Annotated in this window: 10 protein-coding genes; 9 read left to right on the top strand and 1 reads right to left on the bottom strand. The window is 38.5% G+C overall.

The features are described from left to right. Positions 1–24: 24 nt before the first annotated feature. From KI375_RS14570 to KI375_RS14530, 9 genes are all read left to right on the top strand, one after another. Positions 25–834, top strand: coding sequence for an SDR family NAD(P)-dependent oxidoreductase (locus KI375_RS14570; RefSeq protein WP_212974209.1), 810 nt, complete (start codon positions 25–27; stop codon positions 832–834). 1 nt (position 835) lies between these two features. Next, positions 836–1,609 (top strand): SDR family NAD(P)-dependent oxidoreductase, encoded by a 774-nt coding sequence (locus KI375_RS14565; protein ID WP_212974208.1) that lies wholly within the window; start codon positions 836–838, stop codon positions 1,607–1,609. Between the two features lie 24 nt (positions 1,610–1,633). Then, positions 1,634–2,527 (top strand): fumarylacetoacetate hydrolase family protein, encoded by an 894-nt coding sequence (locus tag KI375_RS14560; protein ID WP_212974207.1) that lies wholly within the window; start codon positions 1,634–1,636, stop codon positions 2,525–2,527. Positions 2,528–2,546: 19 nt separating this feature from the next. Then, positions 2,547–2,978 carry an L-fucose mutarotase gene (fucU, locus tag KI375_RS14555; RefSeq protein ID WP_212974206.1) on the top strand — a complete coding sequence of 144 codons (432 nt, stop codon included), beginning with the start codon at positions 2,547–2,549 and terminating at the stop codon, positions 2,976–2,978. 393 nt (positions 2,979–3,371) lie between these two features. After that, positions 3,372–5,573: a helix-turn-helix domain-containing protein gene (locus KI375_RS14550; protein ID WP_212974205.1), complete on the top strand. Its 2,202-nt coding sequence runs from the start codon at positions 3,372–3,374 to the stop codon at positions 5,571–5,573. Between the two features lie 244 nt (positions 5,574–5,817). After that, positions 5,818–6,783, top strand: coding sequence for an ABC transporter permease (locus tag KI375_RS14545; protein WP_212974204.1), 966 nt, complete (start codon positions 5,818–5,820; stop codon positions 6,781–6,783). Positions 6,784–6,795: 12 nt separating this feature from the next. Continuing rightward, positions 6,796–7,698 (top strand): carbohydrate ABC transporter permease, encoded by a 903-nt coding sequence (locus KI375_RS14540; RefSeq protein ID WP_212974203.1) that lies wholly within the window; start codon positions 6,796–6,798, stop codon positions 7,696–7,698. A gap of 208 nt (positions 7,699–7,906) precedes the next feature. Beyond that, positions 7,907–9,523, top strand: a complete 1,617-nt coding sequence (locus KI375_RS14535; protein WP_212974394.1) for an ABC transporter substrate-binding protein — start codon at positions 7,907–7,909, stop codon at positions 9,521–9,523. Between the two features lie 166 nt (positions 9,524–9,689). Beyond that, a complete protein-coding gene (locus KI375_RS14530; RefSeq protein WP_244852658.1) occupies positions 9,690–10,931 on the top strand; it encodes an alpha-L-fucosidase in 1,242 nt (413 codons plus the stop codon). 153 nt (positions 10,932–11,084) lie between these two features. Here KI375_RS14530 and KI375_RS14525 read toward each other — a convergent pair. Continuing rightward, on the bottom strand, positions 11,085–11,974 hold an 890-nt coding region (locus KI375_RS14525), incomplete at its 5' end, for a transposase (protein WP_212974202.1).

The raw sequence follows: 11,974 nt of genomic DNA, 5'->3' as shown, positions 1-11,974 counted from the left end.
GGATCAACAAAAAGGAGCAGAGATATGAAAAGACTTGAAAAACGTGTGGCACTTGTGACAGGCGGAAGTAGTGGAATTGGAGCTGCGATTGTGCGCAGGCTAGCAGAAGAAGGAGCTGACGTAGCAATCAACTACAAGTCAGTTGAAAATCTTGAACAAGCAAACGCTCTAAAAGAGGAGTTACAAGCATCATATAGTGGGAAATTCATGGTTGTGGAAGCAAATGTCGGCATCAAACAAGAGGTCGATCAGATGATTGAGGCAGTAGAAAAAACTCTAGGAGCTGTAGAGGTGCTCGTCAATAATGCGGGCATTGCCCCATTTCAACCGTTTCTAAATGTTTCAGAGGAATTATGGGATACAACCTATCAAACAAATGTAAAATCTATTTTTCTAACTGCACAGCGTGTTGCTCCGAATATGATGAAAAATAAATACGGCAAAATTATTAATATTGCCTCTACAGCTAGTGTGCTTGTGACAAGTCCAGTTATCCCGCATTATATCTCTTCCAAAGCAGCTGCAAATCAGCTCACAAAAGCATTGGCGATTGAGCTTGGAAGACATCATATCAATGTAAATGCAGTTGGTCCTAGTACAGTCGATACGGATATGTGTCACGATTATTTAGAAGATCCTGCGATTCGGGAGCAAGAAATTCAAGCAAATCCAATGAAACGCTTGGGGACCGAAAAGCAGATTGGTGATGCGGTTGTCTTTTTAGCATCAGATGAGGCAATGCAAATTAATGGTCATTTATTAATGGTAGACGGAGGATTGACAGTGAAAGCAGCGCAACCGGAGGATCATATGCAGGAAGAAAGGGGGTTATAAAATGAGATTAGCTGATAAAGTGGCGATTATTACAGGATCAGGCAGTGGAATTGGAAAAGCAACCGCTCTTCGTTTTGCAGAAGAAGGAGCTCATGTCATCGTCAATGATGTCAATCCAGAGCATGGCCAACAAACTGTACAGGAAATTAAACAAAAAGGGGGGGAAGCCTCGTTTTTTGAAGCAGATGTGACAAAGCCAGAATCTGTGAAAGCTTTAGTAGATTATGTAATCAAAGAACATAAAAAGATCGATATTCTTTTTAATAACGCTGGCATTAGTAATGTTGGCCGTGTCGATGAAGTAGAACCAGATGTCTGGGATAAGGTAATGAATGTCAATGTAAAGGGCGTTTATTTAGGCTGCAAGTACGTCGCTCCTCATATGATTGAACAGCAGAGCGGTTGCATTATTAATATGTCTTCTTGTGTAGCTGAAATGGGATTAGCAAAGCGTGCTTTATACGGTGCTTCTAAAGGGGCGGTGTTATCCTTAACAAAGTCGATGCAAGTGGATTATGCTCCCTATAATATTCGTGTAAATGCTTTACTTCCTGGTACCATTTACACACCTTTTGTGGAGAACTATTTGAAAAATTCGTATGATGATCCTGAGGAAGCGATTAATAGTATTAAAGGCCGGCAACTAAGTGGTGATCTTGGAAAGCCTGAAGATGTCGCTAATGCTGCCCTATTTTTAGCTTCAGATGAAGCGAAGTTTATGATGGGCTCCCCACTATATATTGATGGCGGCGTTGTATTTGGGAAAGATGCATAACAAATAGAAAAGGAGATACTGACCATGAAACTATTAACATATGAAGTCCAAGAGGTACATAAATTAGGTGTTCAAACAGATAAAGGCATTATCGATGTTCAAGCAACAGCAGAGAAAACGGGTAACTCAGATGTGGAAACAGATATTATGTCTGTCATTGCTGGAGGGGAGAAGGCAACTAAGCAATTGGCAAGTCTACTGGAGCAGGCAGAAGAGACAAACACGACTGTATATGTAGATTCTGAAAATCTTGTATGGGGACCAAGTGTCACAAGGCCGCATAAAATCATCTGTGTGGGTTTAAATTATCGCAAACATGCAGATGAAACAAATGCGCCTTATCCAGAAGTTCCCATTCTCTTTAATAAATTCGATAATACACTAACAGGTCATAAAAGCGAGATTCCTGTACCAAAAGTGACGGAAAAGCTAGATTATGAGGTAGAACTTGCCATTGTAATTGGAAAAAAAGCAAAGAACATAAAGGAATCAGATGCGCTTGATTATGTATTTGGCTATAGCGCAGCGAATGATTTATCTGCCCGCGATTTGCAAATGAGAACACAGCAATGGATGCTTGGAAAAATTGGTGATAAATTTAGTCCATTAGGACCTTATCTTGTGACAGCAGATGAAGTGGGTAACCCTGATGATCTAAATTTAAAAACAACCGTTAATGGGGAAGTCAGACAGGATTCCAATACATCAGATATGATTTTCAACTGCTCGGAAATCGTCAGCTATCTCTCGCAATATCTAACACTAGAACCTGGAGATGTTATTTTGACAGGAACCCCTGAAGGTGTTGTTCTAGGTTTACCAGAAGATCAGCAAGTCTATATTCAACCAGGTGATGTGATTACTTGTGAGATTGAAAAATTAGGTGCTATAACAAATTATTATATAGAGGAAAAGTAAAGAACGGGTGTGACGTTGTATGTTAAAAGGAATTCCTTCAATTATTTCGCCAGAACTTATGAAAATATTAATGGAGATGGGGCATGGGGATGAAATTGTCCTAGCAGACGCAAATTTTCCGTCTGCTAGCCATGCCCAACATCATCTTATTCGCTGTGACGGACGTGGGATACCAGAGTTATTAGCAGCGATATTAAAATTCTTCCCTCTTGATACATATGTGGAACATCCTGTGACATTAATGGATGTAGTGGAAGGAGAGCAATTTCAACCTACGATTTGGGAAAACTATGAAACCTTCATCCAAAAAGAACAAGCTATCTCTCTCCAAATGGAATATGTGGATCGCTTCGCATTTTATGAGCGAGCCAAAAAAGCCTATGCAATCGTGGCTACTGGAGAATCGGCTCAATATGCCAATATTATCTTAAAAAAAGGTGTCCTTACATAAAGCTATTTAATGCCTAAATAAAGGCTCCACACCATATTTTTTTAGAGATAAAAAAGTATAAAATTCGGCTAGTGTCTAGCTCCAGCGCCCAGCGACTAGCAAACTTTTAGCTTCTTCTTACGATAAGTCAACATCGGCTCATACTTCGCCGTGTATCATTTATCTCGTTAGAAGCTTAAAAAGTTTGTCCATCGCTAAACGGGCGCTTTTGCTTTTCTTAAGATATGCCAATTCGTCATAACCTTCAACCTACTGATGAAAGCCCCGATCTATATGGATCATACGCCTTCGAATGCTCCAAATTGGAAAGACATGCTATTCATTCTTGTCTATGGTAAGGATTTGCTGAAATCATTGTAATGCTCTGATTTTATTTTGGAGAGGGGAAAATGTATGAAGCGTAATTGGTTTCGCCAAATGTTATTCGCGTATACACCTGTCTTTTTTATTATTATCCTTGTTTTATTCTTTATTTTCTTTCAAGTCTTAAATGAACAGAGTAAGCAGGAAGCTCTAAATATAAACGAGTCATTAGCTGGACAAGCGTATCGCTATGTCGATCGTAGTTTGAAAGAGATCGATCAGCGGATACTAAGAGAATCTTTGATCAATAAAAGCTTTAAATCGTTTTTAGAGGGAGAAGATATAGCTGATGTACCTAGAAATCTTGAAGCATATAAGGCATTGCAAGAGTTAACCATAAATTATCCAATGATTGATTCTGCTTATTTAGTTCGTGATCATGATGAAACCGTTTTGAGTCTTAGTACGGTGACGAAAGTATTGGATTATGGAGACCATTCCTTTATTAAAACCACTTCCACTGGACATTCATCTCATTGGACGGACCAACGCCTTTTCCAGGAATTCCCAAAACAAGATAAAAAAGCAGTTGTATCCTTGAAACGGCCTGTTCCTTTTCACGGAAAAGCCAAAGGGTTTATCGTGGTGAACGTGAGTGTAAACGAGCTAAAAAAGGGGATTCAGGAAATGTATGATCCAGAAGTAAGCTTTGTTCGTCTGACTGATAGAAGTGGAACGGAGCTTTTGAATGAAGATGTTCATCCGGTAGATGATCGGATTCTTACGCGCTTCATATCAGATTATACGGGGTGGACAATAGAAAGTGGGTTTTCTAAAAGCAATTTGACTAGAGTTATAGAATCTGTTCGATTATTATGGATTATTGTATCTATTTTTGTTGTTTTGACGGGTGTTATCTGGATTATTTACATAACGAAAAAAGCGTACAAGCCGTTGGAACAACTAGTAAGAAAGATTAATGGTGGGGTATTAAAAGAGCCGCTTATTCCTTCGCAAAGAAATGAATTTACCCTGATTGCCCACACCTTTGATCAAATGTTAGAGCAATCAAATCGCTATCATGAGGTTGAAGATGAGGTTCTATTGCTGCGCAGGAAATATGGATTCGAGCAAATTTTAATGGGGAAGGATGGATTTCCAGATTGGGAGAAAGAGATGGAGAAAATGGAATTATCGCCAATATTCTCCCCATCGATCGTGTTTCTTTTAGAAATTGATCAGTATGGTCAATGGAAGCAAGAATTGGGAGCAGAAAAACTCCTTCAAGTGAAGGCTATGATGGAAAAGAGAGCAAGTGAAATGGACCATGATTCAATGCCCGTTCTTTGGTGTGGCTGGGCGAATGAGTATCGTTTCGTTGGGATTGTGCAAATGTCTGAGGAGATCGATCCGTATCATTACTTTACCCACTTCAAACAAGTGATATCTGATCAATTGCCTTTTACCGTTACACTCGGATTTAGTAGGCTGATTACAATTCCAGAAGAAATACGTAAAGCATTTGATGAAGCAACGGGAGCACTTGCCTACAAAGCTACACTTGGCTTGAACCAAACCATCCAATACGAAGAAATAACATTAACAGAAGTAGATGTTTACCGTTATTTAAAGCTTGCTCAAGAGACTGTGTTTGCTTATCGCTTAAGTGATCCGAGTTGGCGTGAAAAATATCATGAGCTTTTTGAACAAATTAGTCAAGCGAAACTGCGGAAAGAAGAAATTATCCATATTATTAACTTTTTCATTTTTCATTTGGAACGGGAGAGACATTTGTTCCCACAAGAAATTCAAGAATTGTGGAGCGAGCATGCCGTTTCCCGACTAGCCGATCAGCTGGAACAGTTTGATACAGTAGAAGAATTGAAAGAAAACATGTTTACGATATTAGACGAGATGTTCAAACAAATTATTTCTCAAAGACAAACAAAGAGCTATGATGAGGTGTTGCTGGAGATTAAACAGTATATTGAAAGTCATTATAAGGAAGTTAATCTATCTCTTGATCATTTAAGTGAAGTCTTTGATTTAAAAGGAAAATATATTAGCAAACTCTTCAAGGAGCATTTTGGTGAAAAATTTGTCGATTTTTTAACGAGAATTCGGATGGAACATGCAGAAGAGTTATTGAAGACATCTGATCAACCAATAGTAGAAATCAGTAAGCAGGTTGGCTATATCAGTCCCAATTCATTTACAAGAGTTTTCCGAAAAGTATATGGAATTTCACCAGGAGAATATAGAAAATTGCACAAAAAAACGGATGAATCGTAATTTATTATGCTAGGTATCTCCTCTTCAACCATTTCGAAGGAGAGTACCTAGCTTTTTCAGGACATTTGCAGAGGGTGAAAAAAGAATCATGGAGAAAATGGTTATGTTTATTACCTTTCATCGCTGTAGATAAGCGGAATGCGAAAAAGGATAACCGAAAGAAATTTGCTTGTTGTCAGATTTTGTTGTCTGTCGCTATGATACATGTAATCCCTTACATAAATGACGGAAAGGAGAGGATGGAATGTCAACTGGGAAAGCTGTTATCGATAAAAATCCGCATCATCTTCTTACTAAGAAAAAAAGAGCAAGAAATTGGAAGTTAGTAAAAAAACATTGGCAACTCTATTTATTAGTATTAATTCCTCTATCATTTTTAATTACATTTAAATATGTACCTATGTTTGGAAGTGTGATCGCTTTTAAAGATTACAATGTGGTGAAAGGGATCTGGGGGAGTGATTGGGTTGGATTTAAACATTTTACTCAATTTTTTCATCTACCCATCTTCTGGGATATTATTAAAAATACACTTGGGATTAGTCTTTATGGTCTTGCTATCGGTTTTCCTGCACCGATCATATTAGCACTTGCCTTAAACGAGGTACGCCAAGGCTTATTTAAACGATCTGTGCAGATGGTCACATATGCACCATACTTTATTTCAACGGTTATTATGGTTTCGATCATTATTGTGGCGTTATCTCCAAATACTGGCATTGTGAATAGCATTCTAGGATTGTTTGGAGTGTCTCCAAGAAACTTTATGGGGGAACCGGGACTATTTAAGACGATTTACGTTTTCTCAGATGTTTGGCAACAAACAGGATATGGAGCGATTATCTATTTGGCTGCACTAGCAGGTGTTAATCCTGAGTTATATGAAGCGGCAAAAATAGATGGTGCTTCCAGATGGCAGAAAATATTGAATATTGATATCCCTAGTATTTTGCCAGTGACCGTTATCATGTTGATATTAAATGTTGGTAATATGATGGCGATTGGTTTCGAGAAAATTTACTTAATGCAAAACCCATTGAATGTCCCAACATCAGAAGTTATTTCTACTTATGTGTATAAAGTCGGGTTAATTGAATCAAATTTTAGTTTTTCAGCAGCAGTGGGATTATTCAATTCGATCATTAATTTGATTTTACTTGTGTTCGTCAATTTTCTAGCAAAAAGAATATCTAATAACAGTCTGTGGTAAAGAGGTGAAAAAATGACTAAGAAAACAAGTAAAGTACGTGAATCATTTGGCGATCGTGTATTTTTAACAGGGATTTACACTTTTTTAATACTAGTATTACTGATTATATTACTGCCTTTAATGAACATTCTCAGTTCTTCCTTTAGTCACCCAAGTGCCGTGGTCGCAGGAAAGGTCTGGCTGTTTCCAGTCGACTTTTCGCTTGCAGGTTATAAAGCGGTTTTTGACAACCCGAATATCATACTTGGGTTTAGAAACTCAATTTTGTATACAATCGCCGGTACTCTGGTGAATGTCGTGTTAACGATTATGATTGCCTATCCGCTTTCTCGGAAGACTTTTTATGGGAGAGGCCTTATAATGGCCGTTCTTGTCTTCACTATGTTATTCGACGGTGGCCTCATTCCCTATTATTTAGTTGTCAAAGCTCTTGGTCTGCTGAATACACCATGGGCGATGATTTTGCCCGGTGCGGTTGCCGTTTTTCAGGTGATTATTGCGAGAACCTTTTTTCAGACAACCATACCAGATGATCTGTATGAGGCAGCGGAAATAGATGGTTGCAGTGACATGCGTTTTATTACAAGCGTTGTCATTCCCTTGTCGAAGCCAATTATTGCAGTTATGACTTTAATGTATGCGGTGGGCCATTGGAATGCTTATTTTCAAGCATTGATCTTCCTAAGAGATCCTAATTTATTTCCATTGCAAATCATTCTTCGAGAAATTCTCGTATTAAATTCCGTTGATCCATCGATGATGTCTAATGTGGATCAAGTTTTGGCCTTGGCAGGATTAAAGGAACAGCTAAAATATGCATTAATTGTTGTTGCTAGTGTTCCAGTCTTACTCATATACCCATTTGTACAAAAGCATTTTACCAAAGGAGTGATGATTGGTTCGTTAAAATCCTAGCCGATTATAAGGTTTTACTCTTTTGAAAGGGGGGATGGAACTCAACAGGATGTTTGTCAGAACGGCGCTTTGACGCAAAGGATTAGAAGTGCAGACGGAGCGAACTAAACCGTTCATCCTTTAAATAGGTACTAGTCATTTTCTTATAAAAAAGGAGGGTCATTTTGTGAAAAAGAAAAAATGGATAGTTCTAAGTATTGTATTTGTGATGGTGTTCCTTGCTGCTTGTCAGTCAAAGGAATCAGGAAAGAATGGAAGTAAAAGTGAGAGTACAGAAAATATTACCATTAATCCCGTTGGGAAATTGCCTATTGTGGATGAAACCATGACATTGCAAATGTTTGCTCCACAATATCCAACAATCGAAAATATGAATACCAATACCTATACCAAATGGTTGGAGGAAGAGACAAATATCCATATTGAATGGGATCTTGTTCCACAAGATGCGTTAAATGACCGTAAGCAATTAATGCTCGCAAGTGGGGACTATCCTGAGGTCATTCTTCACGGGAATTTAACACCTGAAGAACAAATGCGCTATGGAGAACAGGGGGTCTTTTTACCGCTAAATGATTTAATTGACCAATATGCACCAAACATAAAAAAGGCAATGGAAGATCTTGATTATCTGGAACAATCGATTACAGCACCAGATGGCAATATTTACTCAATTCCCCAAGTAAATGAATGTTACCACTGCTCCTATCCGAATAAATATTGGATCAATAAAGACTGGCTTGACGTATTAGACCTTAAGATTCCTGAGACAACCGATGATTTATATACTGTATTAAAAGCTTTTAAAGAAGAAGATCCCAATGGTAATGGAAAAGCGGATGAAATCCCTTTAACAGCGGCTACAGAAGCAACGATGTGGGGCGGGAATTTTGCCGTTTATCTGATGGACCCGTTTATTTATAATGACGGAGATACCTATTTAATCGTTCGTGATGATAAAGTGTCACTTGCTGCAAATACAGATGAGTGGAGAGAAGGTCTAGAATATATGAGCAAGTTATATTCAGAAGGACTGATCGATATGGGCGCCTTTACTCAAAATAATGATGCTGTGAATCAACTTGCAAATCGCGACGAGAATGTGATGGGTTCAGTCACAACTGCATTATTAAGTTATGCTCTATCACCTGATGACAAAACACCGCGTCATAAAGAATATGTGACCGTACCAGCATTAAAAGGCCCTAAAGGGGTGCAACAGGCAAATATTGAAGCAAGTGTGGCCAACGGGCAATTTGCTTTAACCAATAAGGCAACAGAGGAACAACAAATTGCCGCGATCAGACTTGTTGATTTCCTTTTTACGGAAGAAGCGATTCTTTTACAAGAATATGGACCTGAAGGCAAAGGATGGCGTAAGGCGGAAGAAGGGGAGCTTGACTATGATGGAGAACAAGCAAAATATACTCAACTTCCAGTCGAGGGCGGTCAAACTCATAATGATGGCTGGGAGCAATTAGGCCCTTCTTTGCGGACTTTTGAATACCGAGCATCCTTTACAGCACCAGAGGATCCTTTAGCTGAAGATGGCTACGGCACTCGTTTGCATCAAGAAACAAAAAATAATTACGAGCCATATGCAACAACAGAAAACTATCCAAGTGGTATATTTATTAATTTGGAAGACTCAAGTGAAGCAGCTCAGTTAAAAACAACGATTGCAGATTATATTGAAACAAATTTGGCTCAGTTTGTAACAGGCGATAAGAACCTTGAAAAGGATTGGGATGCATACCTAAAAGGCTTTGAAGGTTTGCAACTAGATCGCTATCTGGAAATCTACCAAGAGGCCTATGATAGATAATAGATATACGAATTGCATAACCTTGGTGCTGCCAGCATTCCTGTATAACTGCTGGTAGTGCTGCTAATTGTAATTTTACCGATAACAAACTATAATTTTAGTGTAAGAGCTTTCATAAAAATAGAAATTCAAGCAAACGATATTTTTCGTAGAGGAGTCGATTTTCTTGCAAACAAGCAAATTACCATTGCCTTCCATTCCTCAAGTTTTCTGGCAAAATCTCGATCTTGGAATGTTTTGCCACTTTGGAATGAACACCTTTTGTGATCAGGAGTGGGGTGAGGGGAATGATTCTCCTGAATTATTCAATCCCACTGAATTGGATGCCACACAGTGGGTAAAGTTAGCAAAAAAAGCTGGATTTAAATATTTTATTTTGACAGCTAAGCATCATGATGGCTTTTGCTTATGGCCAACCAAGACAACGGATTATTCAGTTAAATCAAGTCCCTGGAAAGATGGCAAAGGGGACGTCGTTAGAGAATGTGCTGATGCCTGTAGAGAAGAAGGGATGCATTTTGGAATCTATGTATCTCCGTGGGATCGAAATGCTTCTTGTTATGATGACCCTGAAGCTTATGATAATTTCTATTGTGAGCAATTAACAGAACTGATGACTCAATATGGCCCCTTAGGTGAAGTTTGGTTTGATGGAGCTGGGTCAGAAGGCAGAGTGTATGATTGGGAACGAATCATTGGCATTGTTAAGAAGCATCATCCGAATGCGATGATTTTTAATATGGGACGACCAACGATTCGCTGGGTCGGAAATGAAGATGGCGTAGCGCCATACCCTTGTTGGAATACAGAAAGCGTAGCTAAAATCAGTATGTTTTCTAATGATCGAGCCACCTGGCTCCCTGGCACTCCTGAGTGGCTGCCTGCTGAATGTGATGTTCCAATTCGCAAACGCCATTGGTTTTGGCATCCAAATGATGAAGAGAGCCTGTTATCGTTAGAGGAATTAATGAATATTTATTATCGATCTGTTGGCCATGGGACCAACTTATTATTAAATGTATCCCCTGATAATCGCGGCCTTATTCCAGAAGTAGATGCCAATCGATTACTAGAATTTGCGGAGGAAATTAACAAGAGATTTTCTCAACCACTCGCTGTAACATCAGGAACTGGCAATGAAATAGAATTAGATTTAGACAAGGAAACCGAAATCGATCATATTGTTTTGAGAGAAGATATATCCTTTGGTGAACGAGTCAGAAAGTTTGCGGTAGAGGCATTGGTCGATGGAGAGTGGCAAACAATTGCAGAGGGAACAGCTATTGGTCATCGACATATTAAAGAAATTCCGTCTATTAGAACGAAAAAATTAAAGTTGAATGTAATAGAAGCAGTGGCCCCAGCAGTTATTTCGGAAATTTCAATCTACTATGCTAAGAGAGAATGAAGATGTATGTAAAAAGACCCGTGCTCACGCTGAGGCCACTGAAAATCTTATGATTTTTCAGTAAAACTAAAAATTTATAATGAAAAAGGCGACTCTATTTCATTTTTTGAAATGTAGAGACGCCTTTTTATGGATTTATGTATTCTATTTTGCTTATTTTTGACCCATTAGTTTCATGATTCGTTTTAGATTCACGGTGAATATTGCCATGGCTCCTTGCATTTCCATGCCAACTAGACCCGAGGATTTTGATACTTCATACCCGTGTCTATGCTTTAATTCGCTATTTTTCGCTTCAATTTTATAGCGTTCTTTGGACTTTTCTTTAAAATAATCTGTTTCCTGGAATTTCATCTGCTCGCTATGCTCATCTGATTTAATGCTTACGGAATAGCTTTTGCTTTTAGCTCCAGGTTTGTAACAACCTTCTCTGAATGGACAAACTTTACATTTTTCAACGTCAAAATAGTATGTATCTGTTTGGTTCGTGGATACACTTTTCTTCCCTTGGCGTGCTTTCCGTATCGCCATATGTCCTGCTTTACAGACATACATTCCCGCATCTTTATTAAACTCAAATTCATCTTCTTTTTTTCGATAGCCCTGGGTTACGGAAGGATTTAATTTGGCTACTAACTCCATTTCCTTTTCACTGGTGTATTCAATATTCCCCTTTTCAGAATAAGCTGCATCTCCAATAACGGTTTCTACATCCATGCCAGCTTCCATACTTTTTTCAATCAGTGTTTCTAATTGTTTTCCATCATTTTTCTCACCTGTGGTAAGCGTAGCCGCCGTGATGATTCTTTCCTCACTCATCGCCAGATGTGTTTTATAGCCGAAAAAGGATGTATCTTTCGTTTTATGGCCAATTTTCGCATCTTGATCTTCAGAGATTCGTAAATGTTCGATGTCGTCATTTACGGTTTCCTTTAATAGGTTTAACTTCTCTTTTACTTTTGGATATTCGGAAATCGTTTCCTCATTTTCAATCACATCCATTAGTTTTTGGCAGTATATCATCTCATCTTCCAACTTATCCG

The organism is Bacillus sp. J14TS2 (genome assembly GCF_018333015.1).
Taxonomy (GTDB): domain Bacteria; phylum Bacillota; class Bacilli; order Bacillales; family Bacillaceae_C; genus Lederbergia.
The sequence above is the reverse complement of the archived record's forward strand: the minus strand, read 5'-3'. Positions and strand labels throughout refer to the sequence as shown.

What these genes read in the sequence shown, in the direction of transcription:
- KI375_RS14565 (WP_212974208.1), top strand. Translation starts at nt 836, where the DNA reads ATGAGATTAGCTGATAAAGTGGCGATTATTACAGGATCAGGCAGTGGA.
- fucU (WP_212974206.1), top strand. Translation starts at nt 2,547, where the DNA reads ATGTTAAAAGGAATTCCTTCAATTATTTCGCCAGAACTTATGAAAATA.
- KI375_RS14550 (WP_212974205.1), top strand. Translation starts at nt 3,372, where the DNA reads ATGAAGCGTAATTGGTTTCGCCAAATGTTATTCGCGTATACACCTGTC.
- KI375_RS14535 (WP_212974394.1), top strand. Translation starts at nt 7,907, where the DNA reads ATGGTGTTCCTTGCTGCTTGTCAGTCAAAGGAATCAGGAAAGAATGGA.
- KI375_RS14545 (WP_212974204.1), top strand. Translation starts at nt 5,818, where the DNA reads ATGTCAACTGGGAAAGCTGTTATCGATAAAAATCCGCATCATCTTCTT.
- KI375_RS14570 (WP_212974209.1), top strand. Translation starts at nt 25, where the DNA reads ATGAAAAGACTTGAAAAACGTGTGGCACTTGTGACAGGCGGAAGTAGT.
- KI375_RS14560 (WP_212974207.1), top strand. Translation starts at nt 1,634, where the DNA reads ATGAAACTATTAACATATGAAGTCCAAGAGGTACATAAATTAGGTGTT.
- KI375_RS14540 (WP_212974203.1), top strand. Translation starts at nt 6,796, where the DNA reads ATGACTAAGAAAACAAGTAAAGTACGTGAATCATTTGGCGATCGTGTA.